The organism is Flavobacterium sp. Root186 (genome assembly GCF_001428525.1).
Classification (GTDB): domain Bacteria; phylum Bacteroidota; class Bacteroidia; order Flavobacteriales; family Flavobacteriaceae; genus Flavobacterium.
This window is the reverse complement of the sequence record NZ_LMHW01000012.1, coordinates 124,228-142,367: the sequence shown is the minus strand read 5'-3', so window position 1 is coordinate 142,367 and position 18,140 is coordinate 124,228. Positions and strand designations below refer to the sequence as shown.

Genomic DNA, 18,140 nt, shown 5'->3' with positions numbered 1-18,140 from the left:
ACATATTAATTAATACTTTAACAATTCTTTCCTTGAAGATTCTGTAAAGAGGACACTTCTTTTAGTACCAAATGCTGAAATATGTGTAATATTCTGCTGTTCAGAACTCCAGTCCACGAGTATAGTATTTGAGATTTCGATTGATTTAAATTTATCGACATCTTTTATTTTGGAATAACAAATTAAAACATCGCCGCTTTCCACTTCTTTCGACAAAAAAGTGATAGGTTTTGCCTGCCCGTTTATCTTGATGGTAAAATTTTCAGCAAGATACTTTTTAAACAAATCAAGATCTGCGGGAGTTTCTTTTTCTGTTCCTACGAATGCTTTTTTATGGTATTTTTTCTCCAGTGCATTATTCAAATCATCTACAAAAATGCGAGATGTAATTTGAATCATTTTTTTCTCTGCTGCGTATTCAACCTGAAAAACACCAACATAAAATTTATGAAATGCAAAGGAAGAAAGCGACAAGAACAATATCCCGATAAAAGGATAAATCAATATTTTTTTCATTATTGAGAGGCATTCACTTTTTTAAATTCAGCATTTTTGTTGATTAAAAAATCAATCAACTCAAATTTTTGATCTTCTTTTAGATGTCTTTTAGATTCCGGATCGTTAGAACAAAACATCAAAAACAAATCAACTTCGTCTTTTTTCAAACCTAGAGTTTTAGTAAAGAAATCAGGTTTAAAATTGGCTTTAGAATATTCTACAAAGGCAATATCCGAGATTTCTTCTTCTTTTACCTCATCATTTTTTGAAAGAAGTTTTTTAACATCTTTAAAAATTCGAACAAAGTCCATTCCGTATTTAATAGTTTGATCAGAATACATTACCGTATTTTTTGCGGTAGATTGTTTATCATCTTCAAACTGCATATCAACATATTGCTGCGTATTACTATCTAATGACTTTACTTTTAAATCTTTACGAACCACAACTTCTTTTAATTCATTGCTCACCAAATCTAAAGGCACAGAAAAAAGTATTTGTGCGCAGTCTTTCTCAGTCAAAACAATTTTTTTAGACTGAAAAGCCAAACCGGTAAAAAGTAAAGTATCTTTTGGCTGTGCCAAAATATCAAACAATCCACCCGGACCTATAAAAGTTCTGGATTTTGCATTAATATTCATGACATAGCCACTCTCTATAGAAAGCGATTTGTTTGTAACCTGACCGTGCAGCGACTTTCTTGAGCCATTTTGCCCAAGCATTATTTGACAAAATAAGCAAACAACGAATACTCCTAGTTTATTTTTCATTTTCGAGAATTATTAGATATTTTCGAGCTAACTCTGTTATTAAAAACATACTCATTGTTTTATTCTTTGTATTCAAAGATACGGCAAATTCGGCATCATCTACACAATATAATTGAAATCCTTTGATATCATCAACCGGAATTTTTAATCTTTCGGTATAATAATTTTCTTCAAAAAGATACTCAATTTTTCTGAAAAGCATCTCCTTTTTCTCCACATTTACCTCTTTTTTTAACATTGCCGTACGTCCGGAAATTTTATTGAGGATTTTATCAATAGAAGTCGAAGTCGCGGTATACACTTTTCTTTCTGCAGGTGTATATGTTTTTTGTCCATGTGGAACAATTCCTAAATTTTCAGTCGTAATTCCGTAATTATCATTTACCTTCACTTCCTTCAATTCAATTTCTTTTGCCGTCATTTTAATCACAAGCAGACTTACAGTTAAATCTTCAGCCGAAATTCGGCGTTTATAAGGTTCTAAATTTACTGCCGAAAAAACCAAAACATCACCTTCTTTAACCGCAATAGAAAATCTTCCTTCAGCATCAGAAATAGTCGAAACTTGTGTGGTGTTATTAATAATATTTACTCCGTCAACCGAAGTAGATTTTTCGAAGATTTGCCCTAAAATTTCTTTAGAAGGTACATTTTGCCCAAAACCAATTTGAACAAAAAATAGAATTAAAATTATATGTAAGGTATTATTTAACTTCACTCGCAATTATTTCTTTATACTTTACTGCCAGTTCGCCTAGCAAAAATTCAGTCGAAGTTTTATTTTTAGAATTTAAAATATTCGTAAACTGTTTATTTTCGACAGCATAATATTCAAACCCTTTTACATATTCAGCTGGTATTTTCAAACGCTCAACAAAATGCTCCAGAGTAAACATTTTTTCTAAAAGTCTCATAAAAAATTCCTTCTTCTCTACCTCAACTTCTTTTTTCAGCATTGCAGTTCGACCCGAAAAAAAGTTTAGTAAAGGATCTGCAGAAATTGAGCCGCCAGCCATAGTTCCAGCATTTGCAGTTGCATTTAATGCGGTTGCGGTATGTAATTTTCTTTCAGCTTCTGTATATGATTTTTGTCCCGCCGGAACAATTCCCAGAGAAACAGCATTTATATTGTCGTATCTTTTTACAATAACTTCCTGTAATTGATGCACTACTAAATTCATTCTTACTGTAAAATTCAAATCGGTAAAATTTTCGCAGGTAAGAGAAATTCTATTTTCTTTAAATTGAATTGAAGAAAAAATAAGCATATCATCTGGTTTTGCCAAAATAGAAAAGGCCCCGGATGCATCTGTAGTTGTCATAACTTCGGTTTGAGAATTGACAACATAAACACCTTCCAAATCATTTGTATTTGCAGTAATTTTTCCATTTATAATCGTACGTTCCTGATTTTGAGACCAGGAATTCTGACTTATGACTGCTACTAAAAAAAATACAATATTCTTTGTCAAAATGAAAATTTTAGGAAATTATTAAAAAGGTAAAAATATCCTAATGTCTTCCAAATTTAGTATTAATGAGTTGGTAAAAATATGTTAATTAAACTTCAAATTATGAATTCTCTTAGACAGACTTTTTTTAATATCTTTATCCAATAGAATTTGAGTTTAGAATTATGAAAAGCATTATCATCGCCAGCACATCTACGCTGCACGGCGGCAGTTATTTAGATTATTTATTACCTGCACTACAATTACATTTTAAAAACTGTACCACTATTTTATTTATTCCATACGCACGCCCTGGCGGAATATCTCACGAAGAATACACAAAAAAAGCCGCAGAAGTTTTTGCCTCTATAAATATTAAACTTCAGGGAATTCATGAATTTGAAAGTCCTGAAAAAGTGATACAAAATGCCGAAGGTTTTTTTACCGGCGGCGGAAATACTTTTTTGCTTGTTTCACAGCTTTATAAAAACAACATTATGCAATTGCTTGCAGAAAAAGTTAAAAGCGGAACTCCTTATTTAGGAACAAGTGCCGGAAGCAATATTTGCGGTTTATCAATGCAGACTACGAATGATATGCCGATTATTTATCCGCCGAGTTTTCAAACTTTGGGATTAATTCCATTTAATTTAAATCCACATTATTTAGATCCTGATGCAAATTCACAGCACATGGGCGAAACACGTGAAACCAGAATTAAAGAATTCCATGCTTTTAATGCAATTCCGGTTTTAGGTTTAAGAGAAGGAAGCTGGCTTGAGGTAAAAGGAGAAAAAATAACGCTGAAAGGTTCTTTAAAAGCAAGACTTTTTAAACAAAACCAAACTCCGGAAGAACTAGAACCAGAAAGCGATTTGAGCAGTTTAAAGTAAAATTCCAAATATTTTTTAAATTCCAATATTAAAATGGATTAATACAAAGTTGGTATTTGGAATTTAAAAACATTGGAATTTGCATTAGTCTAAAAACAAAAAAGCCTCAAACAATGTTTGAGGCTTTTGAAGAGCGAAAGACGAGGCTCGAACTCGCGACAACCAGCTTGGAAGGCTGGAGCTCTACCAACTGAGCTACTTTCGCATTAACAGGGTGCAAATATAAATAATTAATTCATTTTAAAAAACAAAAATCAAAAATTATTTAAGTTTGATAAAAAAACCGAAACAATTAAGTTCCGGTTTTTTAGAGCGAAAGACGAGGCTCGAACTCGCGACAACCAGCTTGGAAGGCTGGAGCTCTACCAACTGAGCTACTTTCGCATTGCTGGTGCAAATATAAAAATAAAGTTAAGTTCAAAACAAGCTTTTTGGCAAAAAAAATTAATTAAAATCAACATTTTCTTATAACCTATTTAAAATTAAAAAGTTATAAAATCAATTATTTTTAAAAAATCATGAATATTATTAACGAAATCCCATCAAAAGAAACCTATATCGTTCGTCAGCCTGTTCTAAGAAAAGGCAAACCTATCGAAAGCTGTATCTTTGAGGGAGACGATCTTGAGACTACACATCATTTTGGTTTATATAATAATCAAGATTTAACAGGAATTATTTCGTTATTCGATAAAATCAATCCTATATTTGCCGAAAAAAGTCAAGCACAAATTCGAGGGATGGCAGTTTTGGAAACGCATCAGAAAAAAGGATTTGGAGAAGCCTTAGTTAACCATTGTGAAACCTACTGCAATGAAAACAAAGTCGATTTGATTTGGTTTAATGCTAGAACCGCCGCCGTTGGCTTTTACAGAAAAATGGGATACCAGCCCCTAGGTGAACCATTTGATATTAAAGATGTTGGCGAACATTATTTAATGTTTAAAAAATTATAAAATGAGGAAACTTTACTTTTTTTTATTGGTATTAAGTTTAATTAGCTGTAAAAAAGACGCTCCTAAACCAGCTCCTGCTACAGTAAAAAAAGCACCACCAATTATACTTACTGATGAACGAAAAGTAGAAGTTGACACGGCACTTTTAAGTACTTTTAAAAGTGAAACTCTTAAGCAGTTTTATACTTCATCTGAAAATAAAACCGTTTGGGGAAATCTAAAAAAGAGACAATTTGTATTATCTCAATTAGAAAAATCGGAAGAATTAGGACTTAATCCCGAAGATTATAAAGCTTCCAAATTAGAACAATTAGAAAAACGCATCGGTAAACTAAACGATGCCGACTTAGCAACGTATGATATTTTACTAACTTATAATTTTGAGAAATATTTAGAGCATTTATACAAAGGTAAACTTGATCCTAAAAAACTATATACGGACTGGGATTTAGACGAAAAAACATTTGATGTAAATAGTATTTTGATTAATGCCTTTAATAAAAACAAATTAGACAGCATTGTTGAAAATATTCAACCTAAATCTATCGTATACAAACAGTTACTAAAGTCACTTGAAATAATCAATTCTTTTCCTGATGAAGATATTTCAACTATTGAATCTTTAAAGAAAATTACTTTAAACGATACAAACAATGCGGTAATCAACATTAAAAAGAAACTTTTATTCTGGAAAGACATGACTGGAAAAGACAGTCTTACAGATAAATATGATCAAAAAACTTTTGAGTCGATTAAAAAATTTCAGGCAAGACATGGTTTAGCCGATGATGGCGTTATTGGCCCGGGAACGATCAGCGCTTTAAACTATTCTAAAGAAAGAAGAAAACAACAAATTATTGCCAATTTAGAACGTTGGAGATGGTATCCGAATGAATTTGCCGAAAATTATTTCCTTATCAATATTCCGGATTACAGCTTAAATGTTGTCGAAAATCAGGATACAACTTTAGTTCGAAATATTGTGGTAGGAACCAGCAAAAGAAAAACACCTATTATTACATCTGTTTTAAAAACGGTTGTTTTCAACCCAACATGGACCGTTCCGCCAACAATTTTAAAAGAAGATGTTGTTCCGGCAATGAAACGCAACCGAAATTATTTAGCGAAGAAAAACATAACGATTTATGATACATCTGGAAATGTTGTCGAGCCACATGCCTGGAACGAAAACAAACCTAATAATTATAGGTATGTTCAAAGTCCGGGTTATAATAATTCATTAGGATTAATGAAGATTTTATTTCCAAATCACCACAGTGTCTATCTGCATGATACCAATCACAGGAATTATTTTGAACGCAATAATCGTTCATTAAGTTCTGGCTGCGTTCGTGTTGAAAATCCGTTGGAATTGGCCGAACATATTTTGGATGATCCCGAGAGGTTTTCAAAAGTAAAGATTGACACCATAATTGCGTCTAAAAAAACAATGAGTTTTAAAATCACCAAAAAATATGCTTTATATCAATGGTATTGGACGGCCTGGAGCAAAAAAAATCAGCTCATTTTCAGAGCTGATATTTATAATCTTGATTCAGATTTGTATGCTAAATTAAGAGATTAGCTTCTCTTCCATCGTAAAACTTCTTGAAGGATGATAGATATACAAACATGATTTGTCTTTAATAGTTTTGATTATTTCATCTGTCAATTCAACAGGAAGAGCCGGACAGCCTTGACTTCTGCCTAATCTTTTGTGATCTCTGATAAATGATTCAGAAACATAATCTGCTCCATGCATTACAACTCCTCTTTCGCGGGCGTTGTCATTTAGACCTCTTTCAAGACCGTCTAAACGTAATGAAGCACCGTGTTTTCCCTGATAAATTTCGCCTGTTGCATAAAAACCTAAACTACTTTTAAATGAAGAGTTTAAGTTTGAAAATGCTGTAGCAAATTCTTCTCCGGTATTTCTTCCGTGAGCCACTAAAGAATTAAATAATACCGTATTTGTAGTCATATCAATTACCCAAAGACGTTTGGTGTTTGATGAAAGACTAAAATCAATTAATGTCAGAATGTTTTTTTGAATAATTCCTCTTTCTTTCAAAAGATAAAATCCTTTCATTGCTTCTGTAAAAGTTCTAAACTCAGGAAGTTTACAATTGTTTGAATTTAATGTGTTATAAACATTTTCAATTTTTGCTTCAACAGAAAGGTTTGTTTCAACTTTTGCAATACTCTTTGTTGTTACAGATTTTAATTCGGTGGTGTTTTTTGAATCTTTACCAAAAGACAATAGAAAAAACACAAGCAGCGGATACATTTTGTAAATCATTGAATTTCTTTAGGTTAATAATAAATTTGGGTAGAGCAAAAGTATAAATTTTTGAAAAGCCTCAAAATAAAACCCTGTTAATCAGGCTTTTTTTGTTTAAAATTTAACATTATTAACATAAAAACGATATTTATGTAAGATTTTTTCTCACGCAAAAAATCACAACGTTTTGACCCTTTTTCTTAAAAAAAGATGAAAAAAGTGGAAATTTTGAAACTTAAAGTGTAACAAGTGAAAGAAAATGAAGTCTATTATTCCTAAATTAAAGTACTTTTACAATCATTTTTCGCTCAAATTTTCATGAATAAACTTGTTTTTCTAACGTTTCTTTTATCTACTTTTTTGTGTTTCAGTCAAAAAAAAGCATTACAGGCGAAGTCTATTTCGCAAAACATTTCTATTGACGGAAAGCTAGAAGAAAGCGCGTGGGAAAATGTTGGAATTGCCTCAGACTTTATCACATTAGAACCTGATAACGGAAAAGCAGCTCCGGAGAATAAAAAAACTAATATCAAGGTTTTATATGATAATGATGCTATTTATATTGGTGCAATGATGTATGATGATGAACCTGATAAAATTTTAAAAGAGATTTCACAGCGTGATAATTTTGGAACTGCGGATATCTTTGGTGTCTTTATAAATGGTTTTAATGACGGTCAGCAGGATTTTATGTTTTATGTTTCTGCGGCTGATGTTCAGGGAGATTGTATTATGACAGATGCAAACGGTGAAGATTATTCGTGGGATGCCGTTTGGATAAGTAAAGCTTCGATTACCGAAAACGGATGGGTTGTTGAAATAAAGATTCCATATTCTGCATTGCGTTTTTCGCAGGAAAACAAACAAACCTGGGGAATTAATTTTTTCAGAGAAGTAAAACGTACACGCTATAAATATACCTGGAACTTTGTCGATAAAAAAATTGGAACTTTTACACAGCAAGCCGGAGTTTTAGAAGGAATTGAAAACATAAAACCTCCTACCCGATTGTTTTTTATGCCTTATGCTTCTTATTATTTGAATGCAGGAGAAGGGCAAAAAACATACGGAACCGTAAAAGGCGGAATGGATATAAAATACGGAATTACAGATGCCTTTACTGTTGATGCTATTTTAATTCCGGATTTTGGGCAGACAAAATATGATGATCAAATTTTAAATTTAGGCCCGTTTGAACAGCAGTTCAATGAAAACCGAGCTTTTTTTACCGAAGGAACGGATTTATTTAATAAAGGGAACATGTTTTATTCGAGAAGAATTGGCGGTAAACCTTCTGTTGAACCCGATTTAAAAGACGATGAAGAAATTATCGAAACAGTACAAAACGTCAATCTTATTAATGCATTAAAACTTTCCGGAAGAACTAAAAATGGTTTGGGAGTTGGAATTTTAAATGCCGTTACCGAAAAAACTTTTGCGACAATAAAAGACACTATTTCCGGCGAAACGAGACGTGAAGTCGTAGAACCGCTCACAAATTATAATGTTTTAGTACTGGATCAGCGTTTCAGAAAAAATTCATCAGTTACTTTTATAAATACAAATGTTACCAGAAATGGTCATTATAAAGATGCGAATGTAACGGGTTTAGCCTGGGATTTAAATACTAAAGCGAATACTTACAGCTTGTTTGGAAATGTAAAGTACAGCACAATAAATGATACCGAAGATACAAAAGGTGTTTTCTCAACTGTTAGTTTTGCAGAAACAAGCGGTAATTATCGTTATAGTTTAGGTACTGATTTTGTTTCGAAAGATTTTGACCCGAATGATTTGGGAATTAATTTCTATACTAATTATTACAATTTTTATGGAAATGCGAATTACAGAATTCTAAACCCAACGAAGCTTTTTAATAGTTTTAGAATTGACTATGAAATGTATTCTGAATTCAATAAAGATTCTGGAAAAGTTCAGGCAAACCGAATTGAAGCCGAAGTAAATTTAAGTACCGTAAAAAACAATTATTACGGAGCAGGGCTTTCTGTTTCACCATTAGAATCCTATGATTACTACGAACCAAGAGCAGACAATAGGTATGTTATAATTCCTAGAAAATTTGATTTTTGGGGAAGTATTTCAACAAATTACAACCACAAATTTGCTATTGATATAAATCCATCCTTATCTGTTGCTGATGAACCCGGAAGAGCAGCTTATGGTACCGACATTAGTCCGAGATATCGCTTTAATGATAAACTGTTATTAGTTTACACTTTTAGTTTTCTTAAAAGAAACAATAACAAAGGTTATGTCGACGGTTACGATGATGACGATAATGAGAATACTCCCGAAACTATTGTTTTTGCTAATCGTGACGTGATTACATACGCCAATACCATATCAGGAAAATATGCCATTAACAGCACTATGACACTTAATTTAGCCGTTCGCCAATATTGGTCTTCAGCAGAAAATAAAGATATTTTAAAACTTGAAGCTGATGGAACTCTAGATCCGTATCCGCAATATACAGAAAACAAAAACTCAAGTTTTTATTCCTGGAATGCAGATTTATCGTATTCCTGGTGGTTTGCGCCCGGAAGTCAGCTTTCGGCTTTGTACAGAAACAACGCTTCTAATTTTGAACGTATCATCGATAAGGATTTCAAAAACAACGTAACGAGCTTATTGACTAACGATGCCCTAAAACACATTTTTTCTGTGAGTGTAAAATATTTTATAGACTATAATGCTGTCAAAAATAAGGTTAGAAAAAGAGCTTAGTGTGAATTAATTTTAAAAAATAAAGAGTTCTATAATTAATTTAGTATTTTTTGTTACACTTCATTTTATTAAACATAAATGTCATACAGCTTTCTCTTCAAATTTTAGAAATGCCTTATATTTGTAGAAAACAAAAATGTAATGAACAAAAAAGTTATCCTTATGATTTTAGACGGTTGGGGAAAATCTCCTGACCCTAAAGTATCTGCAATAGACAATGCAAATGTTCCATTTATAAATAGTCTTTACAAAAATTACCCAAGCGCTCAATTGCGTACTGACGGATTAAACGTTGGTTTACCTGAGGGGCAAATGGGAAACAGTGAGGTTGGGCACATGAACCTTGGTGCCGGAAGAATTGTATATCAGGATTTAGCAAAAATTAATTTAGCTGTTGCCCATAAAACGCTTGCTAAAGAACAAGTGTTAATCGACGCATTTACTTATGCGAAAAACAATAATAAAAAAGTACACTTTTTAGGATTAGTTTCTGATGGAGGTGTTCACTCTCATACTTCTCACTTACGCGGATTAATTGATGCATCTCAAGAATATGGTTTAGATCAGGTTTACATTCACGCTTTTACAGACGGACGTGACGTTGACCCTAAATCTGGAGCAAAATACATTCACGATTTAGATGAATATATTAAAGATACTCCGGTAAAAATCGCTTCTATCATTGGCCGTTATTATGCGATGGATCGTGATAAACGTTGGGAACGTGTAAAACTAGCTTACGATTTAGTAGTTAACGGGGTAGGAATTCCGTCTACAAATGCCGTAGCGAGTGTTCTTGATAGTTATGCACACGATGTTACTGACGAATTTATCGAGCCGGTTGTAATTGTTAACGAAGAACAAAAACCTTTAGCTACAATTATTGAAGGTGATGTTGTTATCTTCTTTAACTTTAGAACAGACAGAGGTCGTGAACTTACTGAAGCACTTTCTCAGCATGATTTCCACGAGCAAAACATGCACAAGTTAAACTTGTATTATGTAACGCTTACAAACTACGACGAAACGTACCAAAACGTAAAAGTGGTTTACAATAAAGATAATATCACTGAAACTCTTGGTGAAGTTTTAGAGAAAGCGGGTAAAAAACAAATACGTATTGCTGAAACTGAGAAATACCCTCACGTAACATTCTTTTTTTCAGGCGGTAGAGAAATTCCTTTTGAAGGCGAATCAAGAATTTTAAGAAATTCTCCAAAAGTAGCCACTTACGATTTACAGCCGGAAATGAGTGCGTACGAACTTACTGATGCTCTTGTTCCTGAACTGAACAAAGGTGAAGTAGATTTCGTTTGTTTGAACTTCGCAAATGGAGATATGGTTGGACATACCGGAATTATGAGTGCTGCTATTAAAGCTTGTGAAGCAGTTGACGCTTGTGCGAAAAAAGTAATCGAAGCGGCTCTTGCTAACGATTACACAACAATCGTAATTGCTGATCACGGAAACTGCGAAACAATGATTAATCCTGATGGAAGCCCAAATACAGCGCACACAACAAATCCAGTGCCGATTATTTTAGTTGACAAACAATTGAAAAATATTCAAGATGGTGTTCTTGGTGACATCGCTCCTACTATTTTAGAATTAATGGGAGTGCAGCAGCCAAACGCAATGACTTGTCATTCATTATTGTAATAGATCATTTTATTCATAAAAAAAGAGACTAATTTTAGAATTAGTCTCTTTTTGTTTTTTAAACATTCTTGTCATTTCGAGGAACGAGAAATCTTCGCGAGAAACTCCATTCCTAAAGTCGCCAATCTTTGTAGAGCTTCTCACGAAGATTTCTCGTTCCTCGAAATGACAAGATTGTGTATATCAAACTATAAAATAATGATAAAGCTGTTCAACACCATAAATCACAAGTCCGATTATACCGCCGACTAAAGTTCCGTTGATTCTGATGTATTGAAGATCTTTTCCTATTTCTAGTTCCAGTTTTTCAGAAACCTCTTTCCCGTCCCAGCTTTTTACGGTTGACGAAATTAAATCTCCAATTACCTTTTTATTGTTTAGAAGAACCGATAATAGGTCGTTTTTGATGAAATTATTGATTTTGTCAATCATAATCGTGTCTTCTTTAATACCATTTCCGAAAGTTTGAATTAAACCCGAAATACTATTTTTAATAGAAGATTCGTCTCCTTTTTTTAAATCATTAGTTATCGAAAGTTTTATTTCATCCCAAATTCCATTGATATAATCCTGAACTTCTTTTTTTCCTGCAAAACTCAAAATCATATCGTTGATTTTAATTCGCATTTCTTCGGAGTTTTTTACCTTTTCGAGAAAATTATAAACGTATTCATCAATTTTAATTCTAATTTCACTTTCCGGTTTTTTAGCTTCATTTAAAAAGTCTTGCAAACCATTAAAAACACCTTCCGTAATACTTTTATCAGCAAGACCAAAACTCAAAAAAGGCGTTGAAGCTTTTACTTTTTTCCGAATCAAATCTTTGTTATTTGTTAATTCAGAACTTATAACTTCCAGAAGATTAGTAAGCAATTGATCTTTTACATTTCCTTTTTGTAAAGGTTCCAGAGCAAGTGCAACCCAGTCTCCAAAATTTATTCCTTCCAATTTTTCTTTGAATTGAACCTGAATAAATCTTCTGACATCTTCATCTTTTATCGTTTTTAAAATTCCGGGAATAATATTTACTGCAACTGCATTGGCAATTTTATCTGCATTTTCTTCCTGGGAAAGCCACTCCGAAGCTTTTGTGGCAAAGTTGAATTCATCGAGTTTAATTTCCAGTTTTTCTCTATTTAAAAACTCTTCTGAAACAAAATTTCCGAGATTTTCTCCAATTTCATTTTTCTTTGTTGGAATAATAGCTGTATGCCAAATCGGAATACCAAGCGGATGGCGAAACAAAGCCACAACCGCAAACCAATCGGCAATTCCCCCAACCATTGCCGCTTCGCTAAAAGCCTGCAGCATCGGAATTTTAAAATAAATAGCAATTATAAAAAGAAGCACGGCAAAACCTAAAAGCGCCAAAGCACTTGCCTGCATTTTCCTTAAAGCTTTTATTTTAACTATATCTTGATCTGTAGCAGTTTCCATGATTATCACATTTTACTACTAATTTATGGCTTTTTCTGAAATATTTAGTTATTCTGATTCTTTAAACTGCCACGAATTCACGAATTTTATTCAAAACTTTATCTATAAAATTAAAAATATTAAAATTCGTAAAATTCAATTTTCATTTTGATAAATTCGTGAATTCGTGGCAAAAAAACCTAATTCACAGCTAAAAAATTTTAGATAAAAAATAATATTAAAATTGTACTTTTGCGAACTGAAAATCTGAAAAATATGATTATCCAAAAAACGAGAGAGGAAATCGAATTAATGCGCGAAAGTGCTTTGATCGTATCGAAAACATTAGGAATGATTGCTTCTGAAATTAAAGAAGGAGTTACTACATTATATCTGGACAAATTAGCCGAAGAATTCATTCGTGATCACGGTGCAGTTCCTAGCTTTTTAGGATTGTACGGTTTCCCGAATTCACTTTGTATGAGTCCGAATTCTCAGGTTGTACACGGAATTCCGAATAATACGCCTTTACAAAGTGGTGATGTAATTTCGGTAGACTGCGGTGCGTTCAAAAACGGATATCATGGAGATCATGCTTACAGTTTCGAAATTGGAGAAGTTGCACCGGAAGTTAAAAAACTTTTGCAGATAACTAAAGAATCTCTTTATGTTGGAATTAGAGAATTTAAAGCTGGAAATCGCGTAGAAGATGTTGGAAATGCAATTCAAAAATATACTGAATCTCACGGTTATGGAGTGGTTCGTGAATTGGTCGGACATGGCTTAGGGCAAAAAATGCACGAAGAACCTGAAATGCCAAACTACGGAAAACGCGGCCGGGGAAAACTTTTCGTTGAAGGAATGGTGGTTGCAATTGAACCTATGATTAACATGGGAACAAGAAACATCAAACAGCATAAAGACGGCTGGACAATCACAACTGCAGACGGAAAAGCAAGTGCGCATTTCGAACACGATGTGGCATTAATTGATGGCAAACCAGAATTATTATCGACTTTCCAATATATCTACAAAGCTCTAGGAATCGAAAGCAACGAAGAAGACGAATTTAGAAAAGTGCCGTTAGTATTATAACACGGATTTCACGAATTTGCACGGATTAATACTGTGGTGAAATTTCACGGATTGAAAGATTGAATGAAGAATGAATGATGAGTGAATTATATTTAAGAGATGAATCCTATAAAATTATTGGGATTTGTATGGAGGTCCATAAAATTTTAGGAAAAGGACATAGTGAAAAGGTTTATGGAGATGCTTTAGAATATGAATTTCAACGAAATGAGATTCCTTATAATCGTGAATTAAGATATAATATCGCTTACAAAGACATTGTATTACCAAGTTACTATTTTGCAGACTTCGTTATTTTCGATGAAATTATTTTAGAGCTTAAAGCGATTGCAACATTAACAACAAGTGAAATCAAGCAGACATTAAATTATTTGGCTGCATCAAAAAATAAATTAGGCCTATTAGTCAATTTTGGAGAAGACAGCCTTAAATACAAAAGAATAATACTATAACCCAAATCAAAAGTTCGTGAAATTTCACCACAGTATTAATCCGTGTCAATTTGTGAAATTCGTGTTCAAATTTATTTAACCGTGAAGAAACTTTTTAAATTAGTACTTAATACAATCCCGCGTCCATTATTAATTCGTTTGAGTTATGTGGCGCGTCCCATTTTGGCTTTCTCATTAAAGGGAGATAAATTTACAGATCCTATTGATGGCAGAAGCTTTAAATCATTTTTACCTTACGGATACGGAAAGCAGCGTAACAATGTACTTTCGCCAAGTACACTTTCTTTAGAAAGACACCGCTTGCTTTGGTTGTATTTAAACGATCAGACTGATTTTTTTACAGCACCGAAAAAAGTACTTCATTTTGCTCCGGAACAAGCTTTTTATAAAAGATTTCGCAAGCAGAAAAACCTTGATTACACCACAACTGATTTATTTTCGCCATTGGCCGATGTAAAAGCAGACATTTGCAATTTACCTTTTAAAGACAACGAATATGATGTGATTTTATGTAATCACGTTTTAGAACATATTCCGGATGACACAAAAGCGATGCAGGAATTATTCCGCGTTTTAAAACCGGGCGGAATGGCGATTTTACAGATTCCACAGGATTTAAACCGTGAAGTTACTTTTGCAGACGATTCAATTACAGATCAAAAAGAGCGTGCTAAAATATTCGGACAATACGATCACGTTCGTATTTACGGGCGCGATTATTTCGACAAGTTAAGAAGCATTGGCTTTATTGTCATTGAAGAAGATTACACCAATAAAATTGCACCAGAATTGGTAGAAAAATACTGTTTGGCAAAAGGCGAGATTATACCGCTTTGCTTTAAACAGGAAAACTAATTTTTTTTCACCATATAAGTGATATAAGTTCATTTAAAAAGAGTTTTCAAATTATTGATATTTTGAAAACTCTTTATTTTTTTAGCCCAATTCTTAATTTACAAGCCAACCCAAATCCCTAAACCTTGGAACCTACAAAATCATTTCAGTTCTGTTTTGACATCAGTTTTGAAAAAAATCTGAATGTTTATATTCCAACATCCTACATCGTTGAGAATATCGATGAAATCAAATATCTGGACAAAAAAGCAACCGCCGGAATAATTCAAAGTTTCGGAATTGTTTTTGACAATTTAGATTCGAATACAAAAAAAATACTGACTGCCTGCGAGTCTTTAAAAACTGAATTTATATTCAAAAAATTCAGTGTTAAAATCAAATCGGCAAAAACCATTGCTGATTTACAAAAAGATTCTAAAATTGAATTTGCAATCCGTCAGCATTTAAAATTAAATCTGTCTTCTTTTTACAGTTTAATTGTTGAAGGACAATTTCCGTTGTCAATAAACATTGGACCCGAAAAAGATTTTTATCGCTCGAGAGTTGATATAAGTCCGCTTTATTTTGAACCTCAAATTCAATTTGACAAACACGCCGAAGGAATTACCTATACCCTTTCTTTAAAAGAAAATGAAAAGGCTTTTTTACCCATGGAAAGCAATGTTGATATCCTTTTGGATGAACCGGGCTGGTTAATTATCAATAAAAAATTAGGTCAGTTAACGGCCCTTAATGCTAAAAAACTGATGCCTTTTTTAAAGAAAAAATCAATTGAAATACCTTCAAAATTAGTTGATGATTATTTTAAGAATTTTATTCCCGAAATAGCTAAAAAAATTGATATTGAAGCAACAGGTTTTGAAATTGATCAGCGTGATGAAATTACTTCCTGCTCGATTCAGCCGGTTTACGATTTCTTTAAAAACTGTTATTACCTCAACCTTTATTTTGATTATAACGGCTATTCATTTGACGGGAGCAAAACAAAGAAAACACATTCGTTTGTAGATTTCAGTGTTGCAAATGAACCTAAAATCATTCAGTTTAAACGAAATGCTGATGAAAATTTGTATGTCGATAAATTAACCGAAATTGGTTTAATAAAAATCAAAAACGAGTTATTTGGATTAAATTCTGAGGCTGAAACTTCAGATCCTTATATCAACATTCAATTGATAATTGATAATAAAGAAAAGCTGGAAAGTTTAGGTTTTAACATTCAAAATTTAAAACTTGAAAGCAAAGAAATTATTACATCAAATCATACCGTTTCTGCATCAAAAGACACAAATGGAGATTGGTTTGACATCAAAATTATCATTACAATTGGGTCATATACAATTAATTTCAGCGAAATTATTCCGAATATAAAAAGTAAAGAAAGGCTTTTTCCTTTGCCAGATGGAAATTATTTTTTGATTCCGTTAGAATGGTTCAGCAAATACAGTTCGCTGGCAAAACTGGCCAAAATAGAAAGCGGAACTTTACTTTTACGCAAAAGTAATTTCACTGCCCTTGATGCTATTGCCGAAATCAAAGACGATGTAACGTATAAGGCTGAATATGTGGCTTCTGATTTATTAAAAGCAACTTTAAGACCGTATCAAATTGAAGGTGTAAAATGGCTTTTAGGGCATTTTAATTCCAATTTGGGCGCTTGTCTTGCAGATGATATGGGACTTGGAAAAACATTGCAGACTTTGGCCGTTCTGGTTGCCGTTCAGGAACAATTAGGATTTACGACTAAAACTACCAATTTTGATTTATTCGCCAATGAAACTACTGTAGAAAGAGAACCGCTTAAAACCTTGATTGTTTTACCTTCTTCATTGGTTTTTAACTGGTACAACGAATCTGCAAAGTTCACTCCGCATTTTTCGAAAATGCAATATGTGGGTAATGACAGAAAACAATTAGCAAGCCGATTGGCAACAACAGATTTAATTTTTACCAGTTACAGTATTATTCATCGTGATATTTCAATTTTAGAAAAATATGATTTCCGCTATTTGATTTTGGATGAAAGTCAATACATCAAAAATAAAAATTCTAAGATTTTTAAAGCCATAAATAAAATAAGTACGGGACATAAAATCGCTTTAAGTGGTACACCAATCGAAAACTCGCTTGACGATTTATGGTCGCAAATGCAGTTTATAAATCCGGACATTTTGGGAACTTATAATTTTTTCGCAGAAAATTTTAAAATTCCGATTGAGAAAAAACAAAATGAAGACGTTCTATCAGAATTAAAAAACCTGGTTCAGCCTTATATTTTACGACGGACAAAAGAGCAGGTTTTAAAAGATTTACCCGAATTATCAGAGCAGATTTATTATTGCGAAATGGATCCTGAACAGGAAAAATTATATGAACAGGAAAAATCAAAAGCGCGTAACTTTTTATTGAAAATGGATGGTTCAAGTCCAGACAAAATCAGTATTATTAATACGCTGATGAAATTAAGACAGTTGAGTAATCACCCGAAAATGGTAGATCAGGAATCAGAAATTGATTCCGGGAAATATATCGCCGTTACCAATTATCTGGAAAATTTAGTCAAAGCAAAACAGAAAGTGATCATTTTCAGTTCGTTTGTTACTAATTTGAATTTTTATACCGATTGGTGCAAGGAAAACAAAATAGCCTATTGTGAAATTACAGGTGAAACCCCAGCCAGCAAAAGAGAACAGCAGGTAAAATTGTTTCAGGAAAAAGAAGAGCCTTTGTTATTTTTTATTTCGCTTAAAGCGGGTGGCGTTGGTTTGAATATTACGAAGGCTTCTTATGTTTTATTTTTAGATCCGTGGTGGAATCCTTTTGCAGAAAAGCAAGGAGTTGGAAGGGCACACCGAATTGGACAATTAAATAAAGTCAACGTGATTCGTTTTATTTCGAAAAATACGGTAGAAGAAAAAATCATCAAACTACAGGAAAATAAAAAGCTTTTATCTGATTCCCTTTTAGAAGAAAGCTATATAAATGATGAGATTGAAGCTAATTTAGAATACATTTTGAATTCTTAATAAATTGCTTCATCCAATAAATGGCATCTTATTACGTTTA

At 32.8% G+C, this 18,140-nt stretch carries 15 protein-coding genes and 2 tRNA genes; 9 read left to right on the top strand and 8 right to left on the bottom strand.

The window, feature by feature from the left end:
• Positions 1-9: 9 nt before the first annotated feature.
• Genes ASD98_RS11815 through ASD98_RS11800 form a run of 4 tightly spaced genes read right to left on the bottom strand, consistent with a single transcriptional unit; the run spans position 10 to position 2,740 of the window.
• Entirely contained in the window at positions 10-516 is a 507-nt protein-coding gene (locus ASD98_RS11815; RefSeq protein WP_056204738.1) for a DUF6702 family protein, read from the bottom strand.
• Positions 516-1,268 (bottom strand): hypothetical protein, encoded by a 753-nt coding sequence (locus tag ASD98_RS11810; RefSeq protein ID WP_056204735.1) that lies wholly within the window; start codon positions 1,266-1,268, stop codon positions 516-518. Before ASD98_RS11810 ends, ASD98_RS11815 begins: the two co-directional genes overlap by 1 nt.
• Positions 1,258-1,986 (bottom strand): carboxypeptidase-like regulatory domain-containing protein, encoded by a 729-nt coding sequence (locus tag ASD98_RS11805; protein ID WP_056205433.1) that lies wholly within the window; start codon positions 1,984-1,986, stop codon positions 1,258-1,260. The genes ASD98_RS11810 and ASD98_RS11805 overlap by 11 nt, the downstream gene beginning before the upstream one ends.
• Positions 1,973-2,740, bottom strand: a complete 768-nt coding sequence (locus ASD98_RS11800) for a carboxypeptidase-like regulatory domain-containing protein (RefSeq protein ID WP_056204732.1) — start codon at positions 2,738-2,740, stop codon at positions 1,973-1,975. The genes ASD98_RS11805 and ASD98_RS11800 overlap by 14 nt, the downstream gene beginning before the upstream one ends.
• Positions 2,741-2,904: 164 nt before the next feature.
• Here ASD98_RS11800 and pepE point away from each other — a divergent pair, with 164 nt between their 5' ends.
• Positions 2,905-3,612 carry a dipeptidase PepE gene (pepE, locus tag ASD98_RS11795; protein ID WP_056204728.1) on the top strand — a complete coding sequence of 236 codons (708 nt, stop codon included), beginning with the start codon at positions 2,905-2,907 and terminating at the stop codon, positions 3,610-3,612.
• Positions 3,613-3,744: 132 nt separating this feature from the next.
• On the opposite strand, the gene ASD98_RS11790 is transcribed toward pepE, so the two are convergent.
• Positions 3,745-3,817 (bottom strand) — tRNA-Gly (locus ASD98_RS11790).
• A 106-nt stretch (positions 3,818-3,923) separates the two neighbouring features.
• A tRNA-Gly gene (locus ASD98_RS11785) sits at positions 3,924-3,996 on the bottom strand.
• 134 nt (positions 3,997-4,130) lie between these two features.
• Here ASD98_RS11785 and ASD98_RS11780 point away from each other — a divergent pair.
• The gene (locus ASD98_RS11780; protein WP_056204726.1) at positions 4,131-4,568 is read left to right on the top strand and encodes a GNAT family N-acetyltransferase; all 438 of its coding nucleotides are present in this window, start codon (positions 4,131-4,133) and stop codon (positions 4,566-4,568) included.
• 1 nt (position 4,569) lies between these two features.
• Positions 4,570-6,153, top strand: coding sequence for a murein L,D-transpeptidase (locus tag ASD98_RS11775; protein ID WP_056204722.1), 1,584 nt, complete (start codon positions 4,570-4,572; stop codon positions 6,151-6,153).
• Here ASD98_RS11775 and ASD98_RS11770 read toward each other — a convergent pair.
• Positions 6,142-6,867, bottom strand: a complete 726-nt coding sequence (locus tag ASD98_RS11770) for a murein L,D-transpeptidase catalytic domain family protein (protein ID WP_056204718.1) — start codon at positions 6,865-6,867, stop codon at positions 6,142-6,144. The genes ASD98_RS11775 and ASD98_RS11770 overlap by 12 nt on opposite strands.
• A 300-nt stretch (positions 6,868-7,167) precedes the next feature.
• Between ASD98_RS11770 and ASD98_RS11765 the strand changes: the two genes are divergently transcribed.
• Together ASD98_RS11765 and gpmI are read left to right on the top strand one after the other, a co-directional pair.
• The gene (locus ASD98_RS11765) at positions 7,168-9,597 is read left to right on the top strand and encodes a DUF5916 domain-containing protein (protein WP_056204715.1); all 2,430 of its coding nucleotides are present in this window, start codon (positions 7,168-7,170) and stop codon (positions 9,595-9,597) included.
• A gap of 141 nt (positions 9,598-9,738) precedes the next feature.
• Positions 9,739-11,256 carry a 2,3-bisphosphoglycerate-independent phosphoglycerate mutase gene (gpmI, locus tag ASD98_RS11760; protein ID WP_056204710.1) on the top strand — a complete coding sequence of 506 codons (1,518 nt, stop codon included), beginning with the start codon at positions 9,739-9,741 and terminating at the stop codon, positions 11,254-11,256.
• A 183-nt stretch (positions 11,257-11,439) separates the two neighbouring features.
• On the opposite strand, the gene ASD98_RS11755 is transcribed toward gpmI, so the two are convergent.
• A complete protein-coding gene (locus tag ASD98_RS11755) occupies positions 11,440-12,693 on the bottom strand; it encodes a DUF445 domain-containing protein (RefSeq protein WP_056204707.1) in 1,254 nt (417 codons plus the stop codon).
• A 255-nt stretch (positions 12,694-12,948) separates the two neighbouring features.
• Here ASD98_RS11755 and map point away from each other — a divergent pair, with 255 nt between their 5' ends.
• The 4 genes from map to ASD98_RS11735 all read left to right on the top strand — a co-directional run bounded on the left by map (position 12,949) and on the right by ASD98_RS11735 (position 18,100).
• Positions 12,949-13,767 carry a type I methionyl aminopeptidase gene (gene map / locus ASD98_RS11750; RefSeq protein ID WP_053472055.1) on the top strand — a complete coding sequence of 273 codons (819 nt, stop codon included), beginning with the start codon at positions 12,949-12,951 and terminating at the stop codon, positions 13,765-13,767.
• 77 nt (positions 13,768-13,844) lie between these two features.
• Positions 13,845-14,219 carry a GxxExxY protein gene (locus tag ASD98_RS11745; protein ID WP_056204702.1) on the top strand — a complete coding sequence of 125 codons (375 nt, stop codon included), beginning with the start codon at positions 13,845-13,847 and terminating at the stop codon, positions 14,217-14,219.
• An 81-nt stretch (positions 14,220-14,300) separates the two neighbouring features.
• The gene (locus tag ASD98_RS11740) at positions 14,301-15,074 is read left to right on the top strand and encodes a class I SAM-dependent methyltransferase (RefSeq protein ID WP_056204700.1); all 774 of its coding nucleotides are present in this window, start codon (positions 14,301-14,303) and stop codon (positions 15,072-15,074) included.
• Positions 15,075-15,199: 125 nt separating this feature from the next.
• Positions 15,200-18,100, top strand: a complete 2,901-nt coding sequence (locus ASD98_RS11735; protein WP_056204697.1) for a DEAD/DEAH box helicase — start codon at positions 15,200-15,202, stop codon at positions 18,098-18,100.
• Positions 18,101-18,140: the final 40 nt, after the last annotated feature.

Excerpts from the sequence above, each read along its gene's own strand:
- ASD98_RS11815 (WP_056204738.1), bottom strand. The coding sequence starts at position 516 with ATGAAAAAAATATTGATTTATCCTTTTATCGGGATATTGTTCTTGTCG.
- ASD98_RS11810 (WP_056204735.1), bottom strand. The coding sequence starts at position 1,268 with ATGAAAAATAAACTAGGAGTATTCGTTGTTTGCTTATTTTGTCAAATA.
- pepE (WP_056204728.1), top strand. The coding sequence starts at position 2,905 with ATGAAAAGCATTATCATCGCCAGCACATCTACGCTGCACGGCGGCAGT.
- ASD98_RS11780 (WP_056204726.1), top strand. The coding sequence starts at position 4,131 with ATGAATATTATTAACGAAATCCCATCAAAAGAAACCTATATCGTTCGT.
- ASD98_RS11775 (WP_056204722.1), top strand. The coding sequence starts at position 4,570 with ATGAGGAAACTTTACTTTTTTTTATTGGTATTAAGTTTAATTAGCTGT.
- ASD98_RS11770 (WP_056204718.1), bottom strand. The coding sequence starts at position 6,867 with ATGATTTACAAAATGTATCCGCTGCTTGTGTTTTTTCTATTGTCTTTT.
- ASD98_RS11765 (WP_056204715.1), top strand. The coding sequence starts at position 7,168 with ATGAATAAACTTGTTTTTCTAACGTTTCTTTTATCTACTTTTTTGTGT.
- gpmI (WP_056204710.1), top strand. The coding sequence starts at position 9,739 with ATGAACAAAAAAGTTATCCTTATGATTTTAGACGGTTGGGGAAAATCT.
- ASD98_RS11755 (WP_056204707.1), bottom strand. The coding sequence starts at position 12,693 with ATGGAAACTGCTACAGATCAAGATATAGTTAAAATAAAAGCTTTAAGG.
- map (WP_053472055.1), top strand. The coding sequence starts at position 12,949 with ATGATTATCCAAAAAACGAGAGAGGAAATCGAATTAATGCGCGAAAGT.
- ASD98_RS11745 (WP_056204702.1), top strand. The coding sequence starts at position 13,845 with ATGAGTGAATTATATTTAAGAGATGAATCCTATAAAATTATTGGGATT.